This window comes from Clostridiaceae bacterium, from assembly GCA_012840395.1.
Classification (GTDB): Bacteria; Bacillota; Clostridia; order Acetivibrionales; family DULL01; genus DULL01.
In genome coordinates, this window is sequence record DULL01000106.1 from 1 (window position 1) to 25,025 (window position 25,025).

Here is a 25,025-nt window from a genome sequence, read left to right on the forward strand (position 1 = left end):
AAAAAGTATAGAGAGATGGATTAATGAATATCCAAGAAGAATGTTTGGTTATAGGTCAGCCATAGAAATGGCGGTATGATGTATAGAATTTATTCCAGTAAGCAATGGATTTACCAAATTTTTCACGACATTTAATATTGCAATTTATAATAAATTATATTAACAAAAAAAGTATTCCTTTTGTCCTTTATTGATGGTAGAATAAATTTGTTGGGTTTTGGGGCAAAAGAACCTGACCTTAACTGTATTTTGTGGGGAGGTGTACTATAGATGGCATATTTTATTAGTGATGCTTGCATTAGTTGCGGCGCTTGTGAGTCTGAATGCCCCTCATCAGCCATTTCTGCTGGTGAAGATACTTATGTTATAGATGCTGAAGCTTGTATAGATTGTGGAGCATGTGCAGATGTTTGTCCAGTAGGCGCTCCGGAACAAAAATAATTAATTATTGCAGATAAACTGCAAATAAGAGGTCAGGTAGGGAGTTAATAAGTTCTTTCTACTTGGCCTTTTGTTATATAACTAAATATATGACTGTAAAAATAATTAATATATGAGGGGTGAAATATTTGGAGTTCTCCAATGAGGTTGAACTGCTGGATAACGAGAGAATAGATGATCTTCAGCTTAATGGTTTGCGTATTATACAAAAAAGAGAGGGTTTTTGTTTTGGAATAGATGCAGTACTCCTGGCGAATTTTGCAGATGTTAGAAAAAAGGATAAAGTTATTGACTTGGGAACAGGTACCGGGATTATACCTATTCTACTGTCAGGCAAAACTCAGGCAGCTTCAATAACTGGAATCGAAATTCAACCTGATATGGCGGAGATGGCTTCAAGAAGTGTCAGATTAAATGGACTGGAAGAGAGAGTCAGTATAATATGCATGGACTTAAGAAAATCTGTTGAGTATTTCGGCGCTTCCAAATTCAATGTAGTAATATCAAACCCTCCTTATATAAATCAAGGTTGCGGTCTGGTTAATCCATCAGACACTAAGGCTATTTCCAGGCATGAAATAATGTGCAGCCTTGAAGATATTATAAATACTGCCAGCAGGCTCCTTGTTCCGGGAGGACAGTTTGCCATGGTTCACAGGCCTTACAGATTGGTTGACATAATGTATCATATGAGAAATTATTCTTTAGAACCTAAATACTTGCGTTTTGTTCATCCTTCAGCCGGGAAAAAGCCTAATTTATTGCTGATTAAAGGAATAAAGGGAGGAAGGCCTGAACTTAAAATGATGGATCCCTTATATATCTATGATGAAAATGGAAAGTACACTCGTGATATTGATTTAATTTATGGAAGAATAACTGTGATGGAATTAAAGATAAATGAAGATAAATGATGGTATATAAATAAAAATAAAATTGAAAATATTGAGAGGGAAATACCTTGAATGATACAGGAACAAATGCAGGAACACTTTATATAGTTTCAACGCCTATAGGTAATATGGAAGATATTACATTCAGGGCTCTTAACATATTAAGAGAATCAGATGTAATTGCCGCAGAAGATACAAGGCAGACATTAAAGCTGTTAAATCATTATGGAATCAAAAAAAAGCTGATAAGCTATTATGAGCATAATAAGATAAAACAGGGAAATTATCTTATAAAGCTGCTTCTTGAAGGGAAAAATATAGCTCTTGTATCTGATGCAGGTACTCCGGGAATATCAGATCCCGGTGAAGATCTCATAAAGCTTGCCATTGAGGAAGGAATTAAAGTGGTAGCAGCTCCAGGGCCTACTGCTGCAATTACGGGGCTTGTAGTGTCCGGATTGCCTACCAACAGATTTGTATTTGAAGGGTTTCTTCCAATGAATAAAAAAAGCAGAAAAGAAAGGCTTTCAGAAATAAAAAAGGAATTTAGAACTATGGTGCTTTATGAAGCTCCCCATAAGCTTAGGAATACGCTAAATGAATTATTTGAGACTCTTGGAAACAGAAAAATAGTAATAGCCCGTGAACTGACTAAAAAATTTGAAGAAGTAATACGGTGTACTCTAAAAGAAGCTGTTGAAATATATAAAGAAAAAACACCTAAGGGAGAATATGTACTTATACTTGAAGGTTACTGTGTTGATGAAAATATTCAGGATAATATAAATAAATGGGAGGGCATTCCAATAAAGGAACATTTGGATTATTGGATAAAAAACGGTTTAAGCAGAAAGGAAGCTTTAAAGAAAGTTGCCGAGGAAAGATCAATGTCCAGAAGAGAAGTGTATGACAGCATAATTAAGGATAAAGATGAAATCTGTGAAGAAAACCGGTAAAACATGGAACCTTATATTACTGAAAATATAGGTCCGTAAAATATAAAAAAAGCTTAGATTTAATCTAAGCTTTTAAGGGATTTGAGATTATTTTTTTAATTCTTTCAGGCAGTTGGGGCAAATATTTTTGCCTTTGTATACAACAACATCTTTTGCATCGCCGCAGAAAATACATGCAGGCTCATATTTTTTCAATATAATGGTATTTCCATCTACATATATTTCTAATGCGTCTTTTTCTGCAATATCAAGAGTTCTTCTGAGTTCTATGGGAAGAACAACTCTTCCTAACTCATCAACCTTTCTTACTATACCAGTAGACTTCATATCAACATCCTCCCTGAAATTACAATTTTCGACAAATTTATTTTATCATAAATTCCAATAGTCGTCAACAAATTATAAAAAAAATTTCAAATATTTTCTATGGAAATATATTACATAGAAAATATTCCAGAAATGTCCAAATCCCTGTAATATGCATGAATGCTGCTTATTCAAATTTGAACATTTATAATTATTTTTATTTAGATTGATTTAAATAATATTAGCTAACATATATAGAAGTAATTACCAGGGAATATTTAGATAACTTTCTTGAAAATCTCATGTAAATAATAGGAAGTGTATTCTAATAAAGTTAAATATATCCACTCATTTTTCGACATTATTCGACTAAATATATTTTTCCATTAATACTTTATACTCGTTTAAGGTTGAACTTAATGTGTACACTTTATTATCTATCTTTATTATGAATTCAATATATAAATTCAATGTAGTAACATAATTATGAATAGTCTCCTGCCAATCTTCATATGAATTATTACTGGGTTTTAGTTTTCTGGTGTTAGGGAGCAGATAATATGCTTAATTACATATGGCTTGGGATGCTGATGGCCGGGTTTGTCATTTCCATTCTCAACGGCAATGTGGAAGCCACAACCCAGGCAGCTTTGGAATCTGCCGGGAAAGCAATAGAATTATGCATTGGTCTTGCAGGTGTAACATGCCTGTGGACAGGTATAATGGCAATAGCTGAAAAAAGTGGTTTGGTTCAAACAATTTCAAAACTTATGCGTCCTGTCTTAAGATTTTTATTTCCTGAAATTAAACGGGATCATCCGGCAATGGGAGCTATTGTGATGAATCTTGCAGCTAATTTTTTAGGTCTGGGAAATGCTGCTACACCACTAGGACTAAAAGCCATGCAGGAACTTCAAAAATTAAACCCTAAAAAAGACAGGGCTACCAACGCAATGTGCATGTTTCTTATTCTGAATGCACAATCATTGCAACTGATACCTGCAACATTGATAGCCATCAGGCTTAAAGCTGGCTCTGATAACCCCACAGATATAATAGGAGTAATCTGGTTGGTTTCATCTTTAGCAGCCATGACTGGAATCATTCTGGCTAAATTATTTTCAGGCGCAAATATAACAAGTACAGATATAAAAAGAAAAAATAAAAAAGTAGGAAGAAAGCAGGGTATATGGATTTTTTAAAAGAAATATCAAAATATGCTATAGCTGTAATTTTTACAATAATTTTATTTTCCGGACTGTATAATGGAGTCAGGGTTTATGATGTGTTTGTTGAAGGTGCAAAAGAAGGAGCAAATACTATATTTAGAATAGTTCCCTCTCTTGTAGGATTATTTGTAGCCATTGAGGTTTTCAAGGCTTCAGGTGCACTTGATTTAATAATACATGCAGTTGCTCCTTTAACTTCCCTTGTGGGAATCCCCAGGGAGGTGCTGCCTCTGGTTCTGCTAAGGCCGATTTCCGGTAGCGCTTCTCTTGCTGTGGTAGCCGGGATTATTGAAAACTATGGCCCCGATTCATTGATAGGAAGAATTACTTCTGTGATGATGGGGTCAACAGAAACAATTTTTTATACACTAGCTATTTATTTTGGCTCGGTAGGCATAAAGAAAATAAGATATACTCTTGCGGTAGCTCTAATAGCAGATGCTGTCAGTATACTGCTGTCTGTATGGATATGTACCCTTGTCTTTGGAAACTAATATCAAATTGCTTTTATATACCTCAATAACTGGCAAACCTTATAATAGGCGCCCGTTGGTGGGGGCGGCTGGATAAGCAATTTGGAACTGGTTAATTTATTCATCCCGAAAGAAGCTCTAGGGTCTGAGAGATAAGCAGCTATCAATGCTTTTATTACTGTAGCATGAAAATCTCCATGCTTTAATTTTGTACAGAGCAATAAAGACTTATCTATAAAAAAAGACAACCTCTCTTCACATTGTTTTAGGTTTCTATAGTAGTAAGTATAGTTCAGTTTACCCAGTTGGAAATGTTCCTGATAGTTAATGTAATGATTTAGTAAGGAATGCAGGCCACATATCCATGGAAAGTAAACAGAAACTAAAGTATTTACTTCTGAAGAAGACAGATTAGGGTCATATGCTGCAGCAATTAGAGAAAAGATTCCAAAGAGAGATTCTGATGAAGAAGCAAATTCCCACCAATATATTTCAGGATAGCTGCTGGTATAATTATCTGCCCATGTTTTTAGCAAGTCATCTCTTAAATCTTTATTCATATGTTTATATACTTGTATATCAATATAATAATTTATAAATTTTATAATAGATTTTTTAATTACATTATATGAGGGCAGGGTTTTAAGCTGATTTCTGCAAAGATCCACAAGATTATTTAACAGATCACTCTTTTTCTTGACGGTATTATATTTGAAATAATTACTTTTTAATCTTTCAGGCTCAGTAATATCTAAAAGTGCCGTATACATTTGTCTGAAATTGGCTTCTTCTTTTGTTGCCGAAAGATTACATAAATTGTCCAGGTAATAGCATAAAAAGTTTAAAGGGACAATGATTTTTATTATATCGGGTACTTTCACTCCCGGATAAATGGCATATAAGCTTCCTTCCCTGAAATATGTCTTTTTTTCAGAGAAATCTTCAGCCAGTTGTTCATACAGTAATTCCATATCATCATTTTTCAGAATATTTATATATGACTTAATCTCTCTGTCTACTTTAGGAAATACTTTTATAAAGCATGTTAATAATAACTTGCTGTAATCGCTGCTACCATATAAATTACACTGACTGTCTGCCATTAATTCATCCCCAATCTTAATTGATATTATATTCTTGCCTTTCCATATTTTAATAAACTAATGGGTTGACAGCTTATAAATTCTAACACAAATTTACAGTATTGTTAATACATATGGTAATTATTTCCTGAAAAGCTTGTTTATCAGAATAATCCTGCAAATATGTAATTTTCCAATATGAATTAGCCTTGAAAAAAAGTTTCCTAAAATGTATAGTAATACTAAGACAATTTTTGTGCTGTTTTTTAAGTCATTTTCGTTATTAATAACAAACTGCTTGTTAGTTGCAAGGAGGATACGATGAGTAAAGGTACTTTTTATATAACTACACCTATATATTATCCGAGCGATAAGCTCCATATAGGCCACTCCTATACCACAGTGGCAGCTGATGCCATGGCAAGATATAAGAGACTGAGAGGCTATGATGTAATGTTCCTGACGGGTACTGACGAACATGGGCAGAAAATTCAGAGAAAAGCCCAGGAAAAGGGCGTTCCCCCAAAGGAATATGTAGATAATATTGTTGATGGAATAAAAAAATTGTGGAAATTAATGAAAATAACCAATGATGATTTTATAAGAACCACTGACAAGAGACACGAAATGACCGTTCAAAAAATATTCAAGCAGCTTTATGACCAGGGAGATATATATAAAAGCGAGTATGAAGGCTGGTACTGTACTCCTTGTGAGTCTTTCTGGACGAAAACCCAGCTGGTGGACGGAAAATGTCCTGATTGCGGAAGAGAAGTTGAATTAACTAAAGAAGAGAGCTATTTTTTCAGATTATCAAAATATCAGGACAGATTAATTAAATATTTGGAGGAAAACCCTGATTTTATTCAGCCTGTTTCCAGGCAGAATGAAATGATTAATAATTTCTTAAAGCCCGGATTGGAAGATCTTTGTGTTTCTAGGACAAGTTTTGACTGGGGAATTCCTGTGTCTTTTGATAACAAGCATGTGATATATGTTTGGATAGACGCTCTTTCAAATTACATAACTGCTCTTGGATATGGTTCTGATAATGATGAAAAATTTAAAAAGTATTGGCCGGCAGATGTACATCTGGTTGGTAAGGAAATTGTACGTTTCCATACTATTATATGGCCGGCAATGCTTATGGCTCTTGGACTTCCCTTGCCAAAACAGGTATTTGGACATGGCTGGCTAATACTTGAGGGAGGCAAAATGTCAAAATCCAAGGGAAATGTTATAGACCCTGTGACTTTGGTTGAAAAGTACGGTCTTGATGCTGTAAGGTACTTCTTATTAAGAGAAGTTCCTTTCGGCTCTGATGGAGTGTTTTCTAATGAATCTTTAATAAACAGAATTAATTCTGATTTGGCAAATGATTTAGGAAATCTGGTAAGCAGAACTGTTGCCATGATAGATAAGTATTTTGGAGGAGTTTTGCCAAGTCAAAAAAATTCCGGGGAATATGATGAAGATTTAATTAATGTTGTCATCCAGACTTCCGGTAAAGTTGAAGAGCTTATGGACAAGTTGCAGTTTAGTTCGGCACTGGCTGAAATATGGAAAGCCATAGCAAGAACAAATAAATATATAGATGAAACCATGCCCTGGGTTCTTGCCAAAGATGAGTCAAAGAAAGCAAGACTGGCAGCAGTTTTATATAATCTGGCGGAAAGTATAAGGATTATTTCTATCCTGATTCAGCCATTTATGCCTGAAACACCTGAAAAAATATGGAAACAGCTTGGGATACTTCAAAATTGTGATTTGACATGGGATAGTTCAAAGAGGTGGGGAGTTTACCCTGAAAATGCTGTAGTAGAAAAGGGAGAAGTTATTTTCCCAAGAATAGACCTTGAGAAAGAGCTTATGCATTTAGAGGAAATTACGGAAGCTAATAAAGCAGCCAATTCAGCCGCTGCTTATAAGACTTCTGAAAAAGTTTCAGAAACAGGTGGTAAAGCACAGGAAAAACCAAGTGAAGATTCAAATAATGGTATTATTACTATAGATCAATTTGCAAAAACCGATTTAAGAGTTGCGAAAGTTGTGGAAGCAGAAAAGGTTGAAGGAGCCGATAAGTTATTGAGGTTGAAATTGCAGTTAGGGGATGAAATAAGACAGGTTGTTTCAGGAATTGCCAAATGGTATTCTCCTGAAGAATTAATAGGCAGGAATTTAATTCTGGTAGCCAATCTGAAACCTGTAAAAATAAGAGGAATTGAGTCCCAGGGAATGATTCTGGCGGCTTCCGAAGGTAATAACCTGTCACTGTTGACTGTTGATAAAGATATTAAATCAGGTACAAAAATCTCCTGACAGATTTATATTTTAAGATATTAGATTTAGAATTTAAAATTAATAGCGAATAATTACAGGACGGTTTAAAAATGTTATTTGATACTCACGCCCATTATGATGATGAGGCATACAATGAGGATAGGAAAGAAGTATTAAGAAGAGCCTTTGAAAGCGGCGTTACTTACATTCTGTGTGCTTCCTGCGATGTAACTACCTCTGTTCACAACATAGCCATAGCAAAGGAGTATGAGTTTGTGTATGCCTCTGTGGGCATTCACCCTCATGACGTTGGTAATGCAACTGAAAATGATATTGAAACCCTCATAAAGTTGGGGATGGAGGATAAAGTAGTAGCTGTAGGGGAGATAGGCTTAGACTATTATTACAACAATTCTCCAAGAGAGCTTCAGAAACATTGGTTCAGACTCCAAATAGACGCCGCTAAAAGACTTAAACTTCCTATAATAGTCCATAATAGGGATGCCCATGAAGATTCGTTGAAAATTATTAAAGAAGAAAAAGCAAGTGAAGTTGGTGGGGTATTCCATTGTTATTCCGGAAGCGTTGAAATGGCAAGAGAACTGCTTAAGAATAATTTTTATATATCAATAGCAGGTCCGGTAACATTTAAAAATGCCAAAAAGATATTAGAAGTAGCAAAAATTATTCCTGATGACAGATTGTTGATTGAAACAGATTGCCCATATCTGACTCCGGAACCTTACCGGGGAAAAAGAAATGAATCTGCCTATGTAAGGTTTGTTGCAGAAAAAATTGCTGAGATAAGGGGAACAACTTTTGAGCATATTGCTGAAATAACAAGAGAAAACGGAAAAAGGCTGTTTAGGATCAAGTAAACAGAGTCAATGGGGGTTAAATATGAAAAAACTGGTTCTTATTGTCGTTTGGTTGTTGCTTATAGCAGTTTTTGTTGTTTTAAACTATCTGATATGGGATCGGGAAAATAAAGAAAAAGACATCGAGAGCCTTGAAAGTCTGAATGCCAGCAACAGTTCAAGTATTGCAGCCCTGGGAAGAGAAATCAATAATCTTGAAACAGAGAAAAAACGAATGGAATCAGAAATATTTGACTTGAAGAAAAAAATTTCGGATCTGGAAGATGCAAATAAAAAAATTGAGGAAGATAACAAGAAAAATCTCGAAATAATCCAGCGGAAAAATGAAACAATCTATACGCTTATTCAGCAATCAGGCACAAAAGATATTGAAAAAGCCATCATAAATTGGGTAGATAGTATAAATGCCGGAAATTATGATGAGGCATATAAATTAATAAGACTAAGACCTTCCAGTAATCAAGTTTTAATGAGCCCCAAGGAATTTGCTGATAATTATAAAAACAGTATAAAAAGTATTAAAATCGAATCTATGGAATTTCTTCCTGAGGATATATTAGATAATAAAAAAGGAGATATTGTATTTAAAGTACAGTTTATTATAGAGAAATCCGAAGGTTTTGACAGATCATTTACTGATTTTTCTGAAGGATTGAATGAAAGATATATTACAGTGGATTATTCAAAAGAAATGGAACAGTGGATGATCTCAGGAATTTTCACAGCCTATTAACATAATTAACATAAATAAAATTATCACAAATTACTTCCAGGTTCATATAATGTACTAATAGCAGGGGAAATTATGGGTTTATGTATTTCCCAAGCTAGCTATGAAATTATATGCTGGAGGGATAAGTAAATGAAAGAAGAAAATAAAATGAAAGAAATGGGCAATAGATCTGGCGAAAGAAAGAGTGCTGCATCACAAGCAGCGAAGGTTCCGCAACAGGCTGAAGTACCTCAGATGATGGAAATACCTATGCCCACCCAGGCGCAAGAAGCTTTCCCTAGCCATGATATATACGATGTATCAGGTATGTATGGAATGCAGCCGATGCTTCATAATGGTATGCCTATGATGATGCAGAATGATTACATGTGCCCGACACCAGAAACATACCATATGCCTGAATCATATGTAATGCCACAGCAATATCAGATTCCTCAGATGTATATGGGACCGATGATTTGCTGTCCTATTCTGAAACAGTTACAGTGTCCTATAATAATGAATGGATACGGAATGAACGGCATGGGCGGTATGGGAATGCCTAGATGGTAATTATTTCAGGCAAGGAGAGAAGTAATCAAAATAATAATGTAAAAAGTAGTCAGCATTAAGAGGTAGTATAGGGTTATAAACAAGCCAGTATAGAGAGCAGTTTACTTCTGCTCTTTTTTATTAAGCAGTGCTTTGATTAATGGCAATGCATTCACTTATCATTCATTTTAATATTAGATTTATAGAACTCTGCCATATTATGTTATATAATTTATTTTGTAAAGGTGATACCTGGATAAAGGAGGATATACTCTTGAATACTTATTTTATAAAAACTGAGGTTGACAGGATCTTTTATTCTGAATATCTTGAAGAACGCATGCCGTCAAAGATTTTTGATGCACATGTACATATAAACTTAAAGTCCCATGTGGAAGGAGTTACACCAGAAAGAATAAAGACAGACTGGGCTCTTGAGTGCGGTATCGTACTTCCCTGTGAAGATGCATATGCCTGCGCTGAGGAATTATATCCTGGTGTTGAATACAAGATAGCTGGAATGCCATGGCCAATAAAAGAAGCAGATTTAAAAGCAAATAATGAATACCTGTCTCAGAAAAAGTCAGAAGGCAAACTGACACCTTTTATGAGTTTAGCACCTGACTGGGATATAGAAGAAACAGAGGAATTTCTGGTAAATGGCGGGTTTATAGGCTTTAAACCATATCCTGATATGGTTTCAGGTAAAAAAGGTGCGGATATAAGCATATTTGATTTTATAACAAGGGAACAGCTTAAACTGCTTGACAAGTATAAAAGAGCGCTCATGCTCCATCTGCCACGGAAAGAAAGATTAGCAGATCCTGACAATGTCAGGGAATTAATGGAAATAAGAGAGAAATATCCGGAAATAAAAATTGTTATTGCTCATTTTGGCAGAGCTTTCTGTCCCTATTATCTGGAAAAGGGGCTTGAAATGATGAGTGGGGCAGAAGGTTTCTATTTTGACACTACTGGAGTAATAAATCCGGCAGTCTATAGACTGGCTTTTGAAAAAATACCTGTTGATAAAATATTATATGGTTCCGATATGCCTATATTTTTCTGGCATGGAAAAAGAAAGTGGACTGAAAGAGATTATTTTAACTTGTGCAGAGAAGATTTTTCCTGGAACAAACACCTGGAATCTCCGGAAGAAGAAGCAAAATATACATTCTTCTTATACGAACAAATGAAATCTATACTTGATACAGCTGATGAAATCGGATTTACTGACCGGGAAAAAGATAAAATTTTTTACGATAATTTGTACAATTTGGTTAACAACATTTAAATTTACCTCATGTGCAGAAGTTAAGAATTAATTAAAGAATTTATTATTGATGTTTAATATTTCAGAAATCACAGCAAACTCATTTCTTTTAAAAGTGAAATTGCTGTGATTTCTTAAAGTATTATACTATTTTCCCTGCATTAGCAGATATACAACTTGTCTCAGTAATGTATGTATAACTTGTCATATTTTTTTAAAAATAGAATATACATAAAACATGGTTTAAGACAAAGCCAACAAACTGACAGGTAAAAATAAAGGAGGCAATGCCATTGTTTTATGATATTTAAGGGTATGTATATTTTATCAAAAACAGGTAAATAATTACAATATAAGTAATATAATGGGAATATAATTGACAAAAAGATTCTAATAATTTAAAATGGCAACAAGTCCCTTATTATTAATATTTAATAGGAGGAACTTATTTTGAAGCCGATAGAAAAAAATATAAAAAGGCTAATAAAATCTACAGAAAGGATTATTGCTGTTGGTGTATTAATAATAGTTACTTTAGCAGGTTTAGGTTTATTCGAATATCTAAGAAGAGATGTGGTAATTAGCTGTGGTACGGAAAGAATTGTGCTAAAGACTATGAAAAACACTGTAGAAGAAGTTTTGGAAGAAGCCGGAGTTGAAGTTGTACCTGATGATTATATAAGTGTACCTCTTGACTCCATATTACATAAGACAAAAATCAATGATATACAAATAAAAAAAGCTGTACCGGTTTATGTAGAAGTGGATGGACAGGAAATCAAACTTATGAGCTGTAAGGAAACCGTAAAAGATGCTCTTGCAGCCGGCGGTATTAACTTATCACCGTTAGACAGGCTTGAATATGCAGATCTTGACGATATAGTAGTTGAAAACATGAAACTAAAAATCGTCAGGGTGGATGTAAGAGAAGTAAATGAAGAAATTCCCATTCCTTATCAGGTAGTAATGAGAGAAAACGATAAATTGGAACATGGTAAGGAAAAAGTTGTTCGTCAGGGAGAAGAAGGAGTTGAGCAAAAAACATATAAGGTGGTCTATGAGGATGGCAAAGAAGTAAAAAGAGAGCTGCTTATTCAAAAAATATTGTCAGCTCCCATTGACAAGATTGTAGAGATAGGCACTATGCTCACCTATAAGACTGCCAGAGGAGATACTATAAGATATTCAAAGGTCCTTAATATGAGAGCCACTGCTTACACCTCCTCCTTTGAAGATACAGGAAAGAATCCTGATCATCCACAATTTGGTATCACCTACACAGGTATTAAGGCAAAAAAAGGAGTAATTGCCGTTGATCCAAAGGTGATACCACTGGGAACCAAAGTATATGTAGAAGTTGCCGGGAGCACACCTGATTATGGGTATGCTGTGGCAGCAGATATAGGGGGTGCAATAAAAGGCGATTTGATAGACCTGTATTTTGAAGATGTTGAAACAGTTAGATCTTGGGGTATAAAAAGAGTAAAGGTTTATATCCTTGAAGAGTAGATGTGTTTTAAAAGAATCTTAAATTATAATCATATTATGAATTAAATTATGGATTAGCATATTTCAAAAACAAATCATTATAAAATAAGGGACTAAATTCTAAAGCCGGGTAAATCCCGGCTTTGCTTTAATAAATTATTAGCATAGTGAAAATAAAATGAGGTTGGGTATGGAAAATAGTACTGGCAGCCCTAAATATAGCTGTATTAACACCAGAGAAATTATAAAAAAACATAATATTAGATTGTCAAAAAGCCTGGGGCAAAACTTTCTTACAAGTATAGATGCAGTCAGGAAGATTGCTGATGCAGCAGAGATCAGTAAAAGAGATTTTATTATAGAAATAGGCCCTGGAATAGGTAACTTAACAGTTGAGCTTGCAGATAGGTGCCATAAAGTCCTTGCAATAGAAATAGACCGGCGCCTTATTCCTGCCCTTGAAGAAAACATTTCCGGTTTATCAAATGTCAGGATTATTAATGAAGATTTTTTGAAGGTCAATTTAGCAGAATATGTTTGTAAAGATAACAATATCTGTTCTTCTGAATCAGGATATACCAATATTAAGATTGTGGCAAATCTTCCATATTACATTACAACACCAATCATTTTAAAACTAATAGAGGAAAAATTACCTTTGGACATGCTTGTTCTTATGGTTCAGAAAGAAGTTGAGAAAAGGATAACTGCCAGCCCCGGAGAAAAAAACTACGGGATATTATCGGTAGCAGTACAATGTTTTTATAATATAGAAAAAGCTTTAAACATACCGAGGCATTGCTTTTTCCCACAACCAGATGTGGATTCTGTAGTTCTTAAAATGAATAGGAAGAAGGAATCTTTAATATTACAATCTCAAAAAGATACATTTCTTAAAGTTCTAAAGTGTTCTTTCAGCCACAGAAGAAAAACAATAATTAATTCTTTGAAAGATTCAGAGTTATTCGTGGGAAATGAAACCATGATCAGGCAGACTTTAAACATGTTGGGAATAGAAGAGTCTGTGAGAGCCGAAGCACTTCCTGTTCTGCAGTTTGTCAGGCTTGCAAAGACCATATCAAATATGGACAAAGGGTAATCTTATTTTTGCAATAAATAGTGTTGTTAAATCCCTATTCCAGCATATATATAGTATAAAAGAGATTTGAATACTCAAGTTTTTATGTATGTTTGGAATAGGGGGCAATGCTGTGGTTGAAAGATATAAATTCCAGAGAAATTATTATATTTTTGAAGTTGAAGATGCTGAATATGGAGCTGGTAAGGAACCAATAGGTTATATAAAAATAGAAATCAGAAAAGGCAAAGGAAAGCTGTCTGCTTTAGTTCAGGATATAAAGAATACTATTGGTTTCATCTATAATTTATGTGCTTTTGATTGCAGCAGAAATGATATTTTCAAAGCGGATATATGCAATATAGAAGTGATTAACAATAAAGCGGAAGTACAGCTGGAATTTAATCCCTATGACTTTTTTAACAGTGGAAGAAGCATAGATAATTTTTCAGTATTCGCACTTCTTGTGGAACCCAAAGGTTCTGAGAGACTTAAGATAATTTGTCCTCTTGCTGCCTATAAGGATAAGAAAGAAGATTGGAGAGGCAAGCTGAGAACAAAAACAAATAAAAATTATATAGAAAACACTAAAGAAAGATATGAGGAGAAACATCAGGAAAACCAGGAAGAATTAATACAAAAAAGCGAGAGAACTGAAGAATATAAAGAAAAAGAAAAGAAAGAACAAATAGAAGAACATAAGGAAGAACGGATAGAAAAAAATAGAAAAGAATGTACAGGAAAACAAGAAGAAGATATAAAGAAAGAGTACATACAAGAGTATAATAATGAAAATAAAAAAGAATATATAGATGAGAACAAAGAAGAAGGCAAAGGGGAAGATAAAAGAGAAGATGTAGAGGATAATAAAGAAGTTGCAAAAGATATTAAGGAGAAAGACAAAGAGGATTACAAGGTAGAATCCAAAAAGGAAAATAATAGTTATGAAGGAAATTTTAAAGGAGATAATGTTCCAGTAGAGGAAAACAAGGCTCCAAGTGAAGAACAGGGAAAAAAGAATTTAGGTCAGGAGTATAGGGAAAGACAAAGTCCCAGATACTGGCACTGCCCTGCAGGAATTTCCTCCTGTACTGATTGTGCATTTTTTAAAGAAAGAGAAAGAGCCCAGATAGAAGCTGGTACAAACAAAACCTTCGATTTTGGAGCTTTGGCTGAGTATTTTGATAAGTATTTTGAAAAGTCAGATCCTTTCAACAGCAGGAGAAAAGACTACAGGTGGTGGGAAGTAAGTACTCTGGTCTATCTAAACAATATACTCTATCAATTCGGGATTAAAACAACCGACCTGTTTAATACAAATGTAATGAGGGCACATCTTAAATACCGGCACTTAATTGTGGGTATATATACTGACAGAATAAGGCACAGAGGGTATGTTGTATTCGGTATACCAGGAGTATATAGTGTGGATACCAGGCCTCTTGGCAGTGCCTGCAGATGGGTTCAGCTAAAAGGCAACAGACCCAGAGAAGGAGCTTTTGGATACTGGCTTGCCTATTATGAACCGGAAAGTGGAGAATTCCTGAATTTTAGCTAATAAAAGTATTTAAAAAACATAAAATATTTCGAACCCCAATTATTATTCATATGTTTTTTTACTTGTCTAACTGCTGTTCGGCAAAATCGCCGGTAATAGGCAGTTTATACATTTCGCCTCTGTACGCTTTAATCATGAGGATAAGCCAGAGAATAACCTCCAGTATCCAGATTATTGATTTAATTAGTGGCCCTAAAAATGGTATAATTCCTATAATATAAGAGAATACCATTAATGGAAGAAATGTTACTATTGACTGAATAGCATGAAATTTTACAAATCTGTTTTCCTTTTCCAAAATATAAAATATTATTCCTGTTATCCATGTTAATACGTAACAAAGCAATCCTGCAACATTTTCACTAATACCCAGTGAAGTTTTGTTTGAATTTCCACTAGACATAACTTTCCCCCCCTTAAAAAATTGTTTTGTATTGTTTTTTTACCTCTTGGGGTTCGAAATATTATCAGAGCAATAAATAAACGGTCCATTAATAAGTATTATAACGCATAAAAAACATTTCTAGATAATTAAACACCGCATTTTGATTTAATCCTCTCAATTCAAAGTACTGTTATAAAAAGTATTTATTATAAAGCAATAGAAAAATTTTGTCTGTAGAAAAAGTTCTTCTATATATTGTATTTTATAATATTTTCTACTATGAAACAAAAATTATTTATGTTAGAATTATAATAGTTAACTACACTATATTATATAGATAATAAGTAAATAAAATGTAGAGAGGAGTATTATATGAAAAAAGCTATGGATAAAGAATCCTTATTAAGTCTTTGTGATAAGATAATTAACAAGGATGATCAGGTTAAAATAGCGACACTTAGTGATGAGCTGACAATTTCACAAGTAGTAAAGTTTTTTGACCGGCAAAATAGAAACTTTACGAAAACAATGATACAAAACTATGTAAGAGTAGGGTTGTTGCCTCCTCCTTTTGAAAAGAGGTATTATACTAAAAATCATCTTATACTTCTTGCTTTAATTGATAATCTCAAGGAGATATACACCTTGGAAGAAATAAAAGCAGTTCTTCAGCCTATCAGGAACAATCCGGAAATTTTTGAAGACGATATTATTAAAGTAAGCGATATTTACAACAACTATCTTGCCATGAGAAAAGAAAGTCTTAACACCTGGAAAAAGTTATTACCTGATCTTTTCGATAACATGGAAATTCTTCTTAAAAAAGATGGAATAACCGGTGATGAGATAAATAAGGCGTCTGCTTTCATGATTGCCCTTACTATTATGGCAAACACTGTAGCAATGAAGGATTTGATAAGAGAGATAATTAATGAATATATCCAGGAAAATTAAGAATATAATAAATTTTTCCACAAAAATGTTTGAGGGACGGCTCGAACATTATCTGCAGGAAAGCTTCCCTCTGATTATTAAAAGGAATTTTAAACAAGTAGGATTATTTAACTGCATACTCAGGTCTTTCACAGAAAACATGCAAATACTCTCCGATTTCCGGATAAAGGTTGTGAATACTTCTGCATAAGCAATTCTCATAAAATGACCGAAAATGAAAAATATAAATTATATTTTTATTATGTTTGATAGTGAGTGCAAAATTTGACGAAATATAATATAATATAGAAAAGAAGTTAAGGAGCTGATCCCTGTGGCTGCCAAAAACAAGGTTGAGGTTAGGATAGGTGGAAAGGATTACATTTTAGTCGGGTCTGAATCAGATGAATACATCCAGAAAGTCGCCCTATACATTGATAAAAAAATGAATGAAGTTACCAGGATGAATAACAAACTGAGCACATCATTAGCAGCAGTTCTGACAGCCGTAAATGTTGCAGATGATTTATTTAAAATTCAGCAAAGGGAAGCGAATCTAACCGGTGAACTTGAGAGAACAAAAGAAGAACTTGAGCAGTTGCGGACAGAAGTAAAGAAGCTTTCAGCAGAAAATTCTACTTTACTAAGTAAGAACAAAGACCTTCAAATTGAGTTGGCTAAAAGAGAAGCTGAGTTGAAGGAAGTAAGAAATTCTATTGAAAAATATACAAGGTTGAAGGGTTAAGAGTAGGATGAAATGAGAATATTATTAACTAGAGAAGCGCTGAACATAAGCGCTTTTTTAACGACTTTACAACTCTGTTCCTTGATTGGAGAGATGAAAGAAAGAAATGGATAATAATTTTATAGAACTATTAGCGCCTGCAGGGGACTGGGAAGCATTTTTGGCGGCAGTTGAAAATGGTGCCAATGCTGTTTATCTTGGCGGAAAATTATTTAATGCCCGGCAACAAGCAAGTAATTTTGACGGGAAACAGCTTGTTGAAGCGATTGATTATGCCCATGTAAGTGATGTAAAAGTATACCTGACTGTAAACACTATAATTTCAGAAGAAGAAATGGAAGAAGCTCTTGCTTTTGTAAAGGAGGCTTATATTGCAGGAATTGACGGGATTATTGTTCAGGACATCGGTTTAGCAAGTCTTGTTAAAAAAACTTTGCCTGATCTGGATATTCACGCCAGTACACAGATGACTGTATATAACCTGGAAGGAGTGGAATTATTAAAGAATCTGGGGTTTAAGCGTGTGATACTGGCAAGAGAGCTTTCTCTGGATGAAATTCTCCATATCACTAAAAATACTGATATAGATATTGAAATCTTTGTTCATGGAGCACTATGTATAAGTTATTCAGGTCAATGCCTTATGAGCAGCATGATAGGAGGGCGGAGCGGCAACAGGGGGAAATGTGCCCAACCTTGCAGGCTACCATATACTTTTAACAATGAAAAAAAATATCTGTTAAGCCCCAAAGATTTAAGCACAATACATATACTTGACAGCATTATAGAAGCTGGTGTCAGATCCCTGAAAATAGAGGGAAGAATGAAAACACCGGAGTATGTGGCTACAGTTGTAAGGATATACAGAAAATATATGGATAAGGTACTTGACCTAAAGAATAATAATAAATCTATAAGCTATACTGTTGAAGAAAGTGATTTGAAGGACCTTACCCAGATATTTAACAGAGGAGGATTTTCAAAAGGATATCTGAAGGGAAAACCTGGCAGAGACCTGATGGCATATCATAAGCCAAAAAACTGGGGAATTAATATAGGAAAAGTTATATCCTATGATAATAAAAGCAGCAATATAAAACTGAAATTAGAAGATAGTCTTTCGATAGGTGACGGAATTGAAATATGGAATGGGGAAGATAATAGCCCTGGAACAGTTGTAACCCGCATTGTCAGGGATGGAAAGAAAATAACTTCTGCCAACAAAGGCGATATAGTAAATGTAGGTGATATAAGGGGAAAAATAAGCAAAGGAAATCCTGTTTACAGGACTTCAGAAAAAAGACTTAATATTGCTGCCAGAGAGTCCTTTACTAAAAGATCAGGTATAAAAGTTCCCATTATGGGAAGAATGGAAATCCATGCTAACAAGCCCCTTTCCCTGATGCTATGGGATGCGGGCGGAAATACAGTACATGTTCTGTCTGATTTTATTCCGGAAACTGCAATAAATTATCCTATTACTGAAGAAAGGGTAAAAACACAGTTGAACAAAACCGGGGATACGCCCTTTGAATTTGCTGAACTTTTTATAGATATTGAGGGCTCTTTGTCTGTACCGGCAAGTGAAATAAATAAAATCAGGCGTATGGCACTGGAAGAACTGCAAAAGACTAAAACCCATAAATTCCGTAGAAATAAAGAGAGCATAAGGCATGAAGATAAATTATATCTTTATGCAGAAATGCCTTTCAGCAATAAAAGTGAAATAACTTCTGAAGTGTTCAAACTGTCTGTCCTATTCTATGACTATAATAATAAAGAAATATATAATCCAGAGAAGCTTAACAGTATAAATGTGGAAAGAATATATCTTCCCTTTAGATCATTTTTCAATGAGAATTTGCCATTTGTTGTTGATGCATTGCACAGGCAGGGAAAAGAAATATTTGCCTGGTTACCTTCTATAACAAAGGGAAATTATGATAAGGTGATAAAATCCGGCTTAAATAAAATTATAGAAATGGATATAAACGGATTTTTGATCGGGAATATTGGTTCATTAGGATTTTTCAGGGATTATCCGGATATTAAACTTGTTGGTGACTTTTCTTTTAATATTTTTAACAGCTTTACAATCAATAAATTATTCCAACTTGGATTGCAGGAGGTTACCCTTACTCCCGAAATGACTATCTATCAGATAGAATCAATTAAAAAAGGACTTCCAGATAATTCAGGAAATATTGAAGCTTTGGTATATGGAAGAATACCATTGATGACAAGTGAGCATTGCGTTATAGGAAGCACTTTTGGAGATTCGGGCGGAAAGTCAAGGTGTAGCTCCAGGCCTTGCAAAAACCAGAATAATGTAATTAGAGACAGAATGGGAATGGATTTTCCTGTAATAAGCGATGATATCGATTGCAGAAGCGTTATTCTCAACTCAAAGGTATTGTTTATACCGGATATGATTGAAAGATTGAAGAAATCACCGGTAAATATGGGACGTATATGCATATATGATGAAAGTATTGACAGGATAAATGAGATTGTATCCTTGTACAGAAATATAATATACGGTGAAACGAAAGATGCAGACAAATTTAAGGAATTAATCCGGAGCATTAAAGAGCAAGGATTTACCAAAGGACATTACTTTAAAGGTGTGTGAGATAGTTTAAAACAGTATTTATGTCAGCATGTATACTGGTATGTGTATTATAAATAAGGTTTGGGGGTATTAAATGTTGGGAAACGAGATTAATGTATTCATTAAGTTAATGGATGGAGGCAAACTTCCTGAATATATTTCGGTAAATTCAGCCGGATGTGATTTATATGCCACTGAGAATATGATATTACAGCCGGGGGAGACAAAGGTCATGCCTTTAAATTTTATAATGGCAATGGATAATAATGTTGAAGCACAGGTAAGACCTAGAAGCGGACTGTCCCTTAAAACCTATCTGAGAATTCCAAACAGTCCGGGAACAATTGACAGCGATTACAGAAATGTGGTTGGTATAATACTTGAAAATACATATAATATCAGCTGCCTGCCTTATCAAATAATTGAGGATCCAGGCTTGCTTGATAAACTGAATAAAGAGTACCGTGGAATTAAACTGGGAGACTACTTGAAACAAGAAAAAGGTATTGATATATCAGCTTATGGAAACCGGGGAATATTTAATGAAATAATCTATATTGATAATAATGGATATCCCTTTGGCACATTATATATAAAAAAGGGCGATAGAATAGCTCAGATGGTATTTGCGGAGTATAAGAAAGCAAATTTTGTAATTCATCCAAATCCAGAGTTAATAGGCAAAAACAGAGGAGGAGGTTTCGGACATTCAGGATAGTAACGGGCAAAACTGTTGCGGATAGCAAGGTTTTGGTGTATTCTATATTTATATATTTATTTATGTATTAATTATTTTTTTATTTTATGTATCTATTAAATTATTTAATATTTTTATTTATTAGGGTGCTTGAGTTTAGCTCTAAAATTCATTTACTGGAGGGAGACCATGGATTCAACTAATTTAAGCCTGGCAAATTTTATGAATATGCCTGAATGTGATATCATGCAGAGAGCAGAGATTTTTTATGAGTTTATTGAAGATTATATTGATAAGAAGCATTTTCAATATAAAAGGGTAGCTACAAATGGCTCCGGACCGGTTAGAAAAGTTATTGACCGGTATACAGGAGAAATCAGAGAAATGGTTTATCTTGCCTCAAATGATTATCTAAATTTAACAGCCCATCCAAAAGTAATCGCGGCAGGAAGAGAAGCTTTAGAAAAATATGGGGCTGGAGCAGGCAGTGTCCCATTACTGGGAGGAACAACAGATTTGCATATAAAACTTGAAGAAAGAGTTGCTAAATTCAAGAGCTGTGAATCTGCTATTATTTATACATCGGGATTTGGATCAAATGCCGGAACGTTGCTTTCACTTCTGGGAGAAAATGATACTGCGGTTTTGGACATGCTTGTGCATGCAAGTATTATAGATGGTTGCAAAAATACAAATATAAACTTTTTCAGGCACAATGATATGGACTCCCTTGAAAAAACCTTAAAAAAGGTAAAAGATAAGTTCAGGACAAAATTAATTGCTGTAGATGGCGTCTATTCAATGGATGGAGATATTGCACCCCTTGACCGGATAGTAGAAATTGCAAAACATTATGGTGCTTATGTTATGGTTGATGAGGCTCATGCATCGGGAGTTATAGGCAAAAACGGCAGAGGAACTCCGGAACACTGCAATGTGGAAGGCAAAGTGGATATTGTAGCTGGTACATTTTCAAAAGCATTAGGAGCAGTTGGCGGATTTATAGCTGCAAATAAAGAACTGGTTACTCTACTACACTTTTATTCAAGACCCTATATGTTTTCAACAGCAATGACACCTCAATCTGCCGCTTCACTGATTGCTGCAATGGATGTAATTGAAGAGGAACCAGAACTGAGAGAAAAACTATGGGAAAATATCAGATATTTCAGAAAAAATCTGCTGGATTTGGGATTTAATCTTGGAAATTCTGAGACAGCCATATTCCCCATAATAATTGGAGATGATTATAAAGTAAGGGAAGTTTGCAGAGAACTGCATGAAAATAATATCTATGTGAATCCAGTACTATATCCCGCTGTGCCAAGAAAGTTATCCAGAATCAGGATGAGTGTAATGTCTGCCCATACAAAGGAGCACTTGGATAAAGCCCTGAATGTACTTGAAGACGTAGGCAGAAAATATGATCTGATATAACTTCATATTCATATTTATATAGGGGAATAATATTCATAATATCATTGATTAAATTCTTCTAATAGGGTATCCTTATATTAAGAAGTGCTCTATGGAAAAATGAATATTATCATTTGAAGAATTATTGTAGTGATGCCAGATTGTAACCATAACATTCAAATTTTGAAAGGGGTTTTGCGATATGCTGGTGAGAAACTGCGCGGGTGGTGTCGTCTTCTGCCCTGAAGGAAAAAGGGTTTTCCTTCTAAAGAATGAAAAAGGCGAATGGGTATTCCCAAAGGGATTAATTAAAGAAGGTTTATTGTCAAGTCAGGTAGCATTAGACAAAGTCAAGGAAGAAACCGGGATAACAGCTGAAATTATTTCCCCGGCAGGTCATACGAGCTATGAATTCTATTCTATAACACGGCAAAGGCCGGTCTGCAATAAAATTATCTGGTATATTATGAGATCACTGCAAGATGATTTTAAAATTAATAAGGAAAAAAATTTTACGGACGGCGGTTTTTTCGATATTGAAGAAGCCATGAATCTTGTTACCTATAGTCAGGACAAATCTTTGCTAAATTTCTCTTATATGAAATACAAAGATTTAATAGCTGTGGTTTGATAACTGCTGAACTTAATGAAATAAAATTTTGTTAAGAGGTACAATGGAGATAGAATATAAAACTGTACTTAAGGAAGCTGTTGCAGAGTTTGAGGAAAAGAAGTCCAAGTTTATTGCGTCTGTAAAACCTGTGTCCAAAGAGGAAGAAGCTCTGGAATTTATCAACAGGATAAAGTCCAGATACTGGGACGCTACTCATAACGTGTACGCATATTATATTGGCGGTGATGTTACAACCCAGAGATTCAGTGACGACGGAGAACCTTCAGGTACGGCAGGTATGCCGGTATTAGAGGTAATTAAAAGAATGGATGTCCGAGACTTAGTAGTTGTAGTAACCAGGTATTTTGGAGGAACTCTGCTTGGAGCTACAGGTCTTGTGAGGGCATACAGCAAAAGTGCAACTCTTGGCATTGAAGCTGCAGGGATTGTTAAAAAATCATTGTGTACTGAAGTGAAAGCTATAGTAGAATATACACTTTGGGGCAAAGTACAGAACTTAATTCAGAAGAAAGGATATCCCGTAAATAATATTTCTTATGGCCAGGATATAGATATATCCATATTTGTGCCTGTTGGTGAAGCAGATGATTTTTTAATCCTGATGGAGGAGGAAACCAACGGCAGGGCAGTTACTGAATTGGGAGAAAAAATGTACGTACCTATGAATGAGACCTTTTTCAAATAGTAGTGTTAGTTATATTATTCATATGGGCTTTATTATTTATTGGTATTTCAATAATAAACTCACTGCCTTCACCTTCTTTGCTTAATAGGCTTATTTTCCCCTTATGCAGGTCAGTAAAATATTTGGCAATTGAAAGTCCTATACCTATTCCTTCAGAACTGGCAGAAAGAGGACTTCCTACATGGCTGAAACGTTCGAAAATAAGGTCCTGCATTTTATCAGGTATTCCGATTCCTGTGTCTTTTACAGAAATATATGCTTTATTATCTAAACAAGATACTTTTACTGTAACTTTTCCACCTGATGGTGTAAACTTAAATGCATTTGAGAGAAGATTCAAAATAATTCTTTCAAACTTTTCAACATCTATTAATGCAAATATTTCTTTTTCAGAACTCTCGAACTCAAGGTGAATTCCCTTTACATGGGCATAAGGAGCAGAGGTTTGTACTAATTCCTCAACTATTGGTACAATATTGCAATACCTGGGATTAAATAAAATATGTTCATCTTCGGTTTTAATTAGGTCAGTAATACAATTTACAAGATGTAGAAGCCTGTAAGAATTGTGCTTTATTGCCTGAAAGTGTTTGGCTTGCATCATTATTACTTCTGAGAGGGGATCATTATTATGTTCTGTTAGTTGAATGGCACCAATTATAATATTTAATGGTGTTTTTATATCATGGAGAATATCTATAAAATTCTCAGAGAACATAATATAATCATCTCCAAATAAATAAATAAGAGAACATACTAATAAATTAAATATTAGGAAATAAAATGTTTATAAATTAACCAAATTATAACCATTTTTTTACAATTTTATTCTATACAAAATGTGATTTTTTGTAAATATTATTTCCTGGAAGAATGGATATCCACTTGTTAACGCATGCTTATTCTGATATTATATTTTTATAAGCTTGAATTCAGGAGGTTTTATAATAATGGCCGGACATTCTAAGTGGGCAAATATTAGGCATAAAAAAGGCAAAACTGATGCACAAAAAGGAAAACTGTTTACCAAAATAGGCAGGGAAATAGCAGTTGCAGTAAAAGAAGGAGGCCCAGATCCTGAATCAAATTCAAGGCTTAAGGATGCTATAGCAAAAGCAAAGGCTGCAAACATGCCTAATGAAAATATTATGAGAAGTATCCGGAAGGCAGCAGGAGAAGTAGATTCAGATAATTTTGAGGAAATTACTTATGAAGGATATGGTCCCGGTGGAGTTGCTGTAATTGTTGAATCCTTGACCGATAACAGAAATAGAACCGCAGGAGACATACGGCACTATTTTGACAGATTTGGAGGGAATTTAGGTCAAACAGGCTGTGTATCGTTCATGTTTAATAAAAAGGGAGTTATTATTGTTGAAAAGAGTAATATAATAACGGAAGATCAGATAATAATGGATGCTCTTGAAGCTGAAGCAGAAGATGTCAATATTGAAGAAGACTACTACGAGATCCTGACAGCAGCGGATGATTTTTCAAAAGTAAGAATAGCTCTTGAACAAAAAGGTTATGAATTTGCTGAGGCAAGTATAGAAATGTTACCTGTGACTACAACAAAATTAACTGACCCAAAACATATTGAAAATATGGAAAAGCTAATTGATAGCCTGGAAGATATGGATGATGTCCAAAATGTATATCATAACTGGGATATGCCTGAGACAAAGGAAGAATAACTTGATATTAAGTTAAAAACCCCTTC

25 protein-coding genes are annotated in these 25,025 nt (G+C 34.4%); 21 read left to right on the forward strand and 4 right to left on the reverse strand.

Annotated elements, in window-relative coordinates:
• Nucleotides 1-270: 270 nt before the first annotated feature.
• The 3 genes from GXX20_11315 (at nucleotide 271) to rsmI (ending at nucleotide 2,290) form a co-directional block, all read left to right on the forward strand.
• Entirely contained in the window at nucleotides 271-441 is a 171-nt protein-coding gene (locus GXX20_11315; protein HHW32238.1) for a 4Fe-4S binding protein, read from the forward strand.
• Between the two features lie 128 nt (nucleotides 442-569).
• Complete coding sequence (locus GXX20_11320; GenBank protein HHW32239.1) at nucleotides 570-1,355, forward strand: tRNA1(Val) (adenine(37)-N6)-methyltransferase; 786 nt, start codon at nucleotides 570-572, stop codon at nucleotides 1,353-1,355.
• Between the two features lie 107 nt (nucleotides 1,356-1,462).
• Nucleotides 1,463-2,290: a 16S rRNA (cytidine(1402)-2'-O)-methyltransferase gene (rsmI, locus tag GXX20_11325; GenBank protein HHW32240.1), complete on the forward strand. Its 828-nt coding sequence runs from the start codon at nucleotides 1,463-1,465 to the stop codon at nucleotides 2,288-2,290.
• An 87-nt stretch (nucleotides 2,291-2,377) separates the two neighbouring features.
• On the opposite strand, the gene GXX20_11330 is transcribed toward rsmI, so the two are convergent.
• Entirely contained in the window at nucleotides 2,378-2,617 is a 240-nt protein-coding gene (locus GXX20_11330; GenBank protein HHW32241.1) for an AbrB/MazE/SpoVT family DNA-binding domain-containing protein, read from the reverse strand.
• Between the two features lie 539 nt (nucleotides 2,618-3,156).
• Here GXX20_11330 and GXX20_11335 point away from each other — a divergent pair.
• Nucleotides 3,157-3,798 carry a nucleoside recognition protein gene (locus GXX20_11335; GenBank protein HHW32242.1) on the forward strand — a complete coding sequence of 214 codons (642 nt, stop codon included), beginning with the start codon at nucleotides 3,157-3,159 and terminating at the stop codon, nucleotides 3,796-3,798.
• Nucleotides 3,786-4,319 (forward strand): spore maturation protein, encoded by a 534-nt coding sequence (locus tag GXX20_11340; GenBank protein HHW32243.1) that lies wholly within the window; start codon nucleotides 3,786-3,788, stop codon nucleotides 4,317-4,319. The genes GXX20_11335 and GXX20_11340 overlap by 13 nt, the downstream gene beginning before the upstream one ends.
• Nucleotides 4,320-4,321: 2 nt before the next feature.
• On the opposite strand, the gene GXX20_11345 is transcribed toward GXX20_11340, so the two are convergent.
• Entirely contained in the window at nucleotides 4,322-5,401 is a 1,080-nt protein-coding gene (locus tag GXX20_11345) for a DUF2600 family protein (protein ID HHW32244.1), read from the reverse strand.
• 300 nt (nucleotides 5,402-5,701) lie between these two features.
• Here GXX20_11345 and metG point away from each other — a divergent pair, with 300 nt between their 5' ends.
• The 8 genes from metG to GXX20_11385 all read left to right on the forward strand — a co-directional run bounded on the left by metG (nucleotide 5,702) and on the right by GXX20_11385 (nucleotide 15,199).
• On the forward strand, nucleotides 5,702-7,699 hold the full coding sequence (gene metG, locus GXX20_11350; protein ID HHW32245.1) for a methionine--tRNA ligase: 1,998 nt from the start codon (nucleotides 5,702-5,704) through the stop codon (nucleotides 7,697-7,699).
• Nucleotides 7,700-7,770: 71 nt separating this feature from the next.
• The gene (locus GXX20_11355) at nucleotides 7,771-8,538 is read left to right on the forward strand and encodes a TatD family hydrolase (protein HHW32246.1); all 768 of its coding nucleotides are present in this window, start codon (nucleotides 7,771-7,773) and stop codon (nucleotides 8,536-8,538) included.
• 22 nt (nucleotides 8,539-8,560) lie between these two features.
• Nucleotides 8,561-9,271, forward strand: a complete 711-nt coding sequence (locus tag GXX20_11360; protein ID HHW32247.1) for a hypothetical protein — start codon at nucleotides 8,561-8,563, stop codon at nucleotides 9,269-9,271.
• 129 nt (nucleotides 9,272-9,400) lie between these two features.
• On the forward strand, nucleotides 9,401-9,823 hold the full coding sequence (locus GXX20_11365; protein ID HHW32248.1) for a hypothetical protein: 423 nt from the start codon (nucleotides 9,401-9,403) through the stop codon (nucleotides 9,821-9,823).
• A gap of 253 nt (nucleotides 9,824-10,076) precedes the next feature.
• Nucleotides 10,077-11,096 (forward strand): amidohydrolase family protein, encoded by a 1,020-nt coding sequence (locus tag GXX20_11370; protein ID HHW32249.1) that lies wholly within the window; start codon nucleotides 10,077-10,079, stop codon nucleotides 11,094-11,096.
• Nucleotides 11,097-11,546: 450 nt separating this feature from the next.
• A complete protein-coding gene (locus GXX20_11375; GenBank protein HHW32250.1) occupies nucleotides 11,547-12,584 on the forward strand; it encodes a DUF348 domain-containing protein in 1,038 nt (345 codons plus the stop codon).
• A 169-nt stretch (nucleotides 12,585-12,753) separates the two neighbouring features.
• Nucleotides 12,754-13,662, forward strand: a complete 909-nt coding sequence (rsmA, locus tag GXX20_11380; protein ID HHW32251.1) for a 16S rRNA (adenine(1518)-N(6)/adenine(1519)-N(6))-dimethyltransferase RsmA — start codon at nucleotides 12,754-12,756, stop codon at nucleotides 13,660-13,662.
• Between the two features lie 112 nt (nucleotides 13,663-13,774).
• Nucleotides 13,775-15,199 carry a hypothetical protein gene (locus tag GXX20_11385; protein HHW32252.1) on the forward strand — a complete coding sequence of 475 codons (1,425 nt, stop codon included), beginning with the start codon at nucleotides 13,775-13,777 and terminating at the stop codon, nucleotides 15,197-15,199.
• 58 nt (nucleotides 15,200-15,257) lie between these two features.
• On the opposite strand, the gene GXX20_11390 is transcribed toward GXX20_11385, so the two are convergent.
• Nucleotides 15,258-15,602, reverse strand: coding sequence for a DUF4870 domain-containing protein (locus GXX20_11390; protein HHW32253.1), 345 nt, complete (start codon nucleotides 15,600-15,602; stop codon nucleotides 15,258-15,260).
• A 354-nt stretch (nucleotides 15,603-15,956) separates the two neighbouring features.
• Here GXX20_11390 and GXX20_11395 point away from each other — a divergent pair, with 354 nt between their 5' ends.
• The 7 genes from GXX20_11395 to GXX20_11425 all read left to right on the forward strand — a co-directional run bounded on the left by GXX20_11395 (nucleotide 15,957) and on the right by GXX20_11425 (nucleotide 23,305).
• Nucleotides 15,957-16,538 (forward strand): DUF1836 domain-containing protein, encoded by a 582-nt coding sequence (locus GXX20_11395; protein HHW32254.1) that lies wholly within the window; start codon nucleotides 15,957-15,959, stop codon nucleotides 16,536-16,538.
• 313 nt (nucleotides 16,539-16,851) lie between these two features.
• Nucleotides 16,852-17,262 (forward strand): cell division protein ZapA, encoded by a 411-nt coding sequence (gene zapA / locus GXX20_11400; protein ID HHW32255.1) that lies wholly within the window; start codon nucleotides 16,852-16,854, stop codon nucleotides 17,260-17,262.
• Nucleotides 17,263-17,368: 106 nt separating this feature from the next.
• Nucleotides 17,369-19,894 (forward strand): U32 family peptidase, encoded by a 2,526-nt coding sequence (locus tag GXX20_11405; protein ID HHW32256.1) that lies wholly within the window; start codon nucleotides 17,369-17,371, stop codon nucleotides 19,892-19,894.
• A 76-nt stretch (nucleotides 19,895-19,970) separates the two neighbouring features.
• Complete coding sequence (locus GXX20_11410; protein HHW32257.1) at nucleotides 19,971-20,591, forward strand: aminotransferase; 621 nt, start codon at nucleotides 19,971-19,973, stop codon at nucleotides 20,589-20,591.
• Nucleotides 20,592-20,759: 168 nt separating this feature from the next.
• Nucleotides 20,760-22,007, forward strand: coding sequence for an aminotransferase class I/II-fold pyridoxal phosphate-dependent enzyme (locus tag GXX20_11415; GenBank protein HHW32258.1), 1,248 nt, complete (start codon nucleotides 20,760-20,762; stop codon nucleotides 22,005-22,007).
• Nucleotides 22,008-22,188: 181 nt separating this feature from the next.
• Nucleotides 22,189-22,617, forward strand: a complete 429-nt coding sequence (locus tag GXX20_11420; GenBank protein HHW32259.1) for an NUDIX hydrolase — start codon at nucleotides 22,189-22,191, stop codon at nucleotides 22,615-22,617.
• Between the two features lie 43 nt (nucleotides 22,618-22,660).
• Entirely contained in the window at nucleotides 22,661-23,305 is a 645-nt protein-coding gene (locus GXX20_11425) for a YigZ family protein (protein HHW32260.1), read from the forward strand.
• Here GXX20_11425 and GXX20_11430 read toward each other — a convergent pair.
• Nucleotides 23,298-24,023, reverse strand: coding sequence for a HAMP domain-containing histidine kinase (locus GXX20_11430; protein HHW32261.1), 726 nt, complete (start codon nucleotides 24,021-24,023; stop codon nucleotides 23,298-23,300). The genes GXX20_11425 and GXX20_11430 overlap by 8 nt on opposite strands.
• A 232-nt stretch (nucleotides 24,024-24,255) precedes the next feature.
• Here GXX20_11430 and GXX20_11435 point away from each other — a divergent pair, with 232 nt between their 5' ends.
• Nucleotides 24,256-24,999 carry a YebC/PmpR family DNA-binding transcriptional regulator gene (locus GXX20_11435; GenBank protein HHW32262.1) on the forward strand — a complete coding sequence of 248 codons (744 nt, stop codon included), beginning with the start codon at nucleotides 24,256-24,258 and terminating at the stop codon, nucleotides 24,997-24,999.
• The last annotated feature ends 26 nt before the right edge of the window (nucleotides 25,000-25,025 follow it).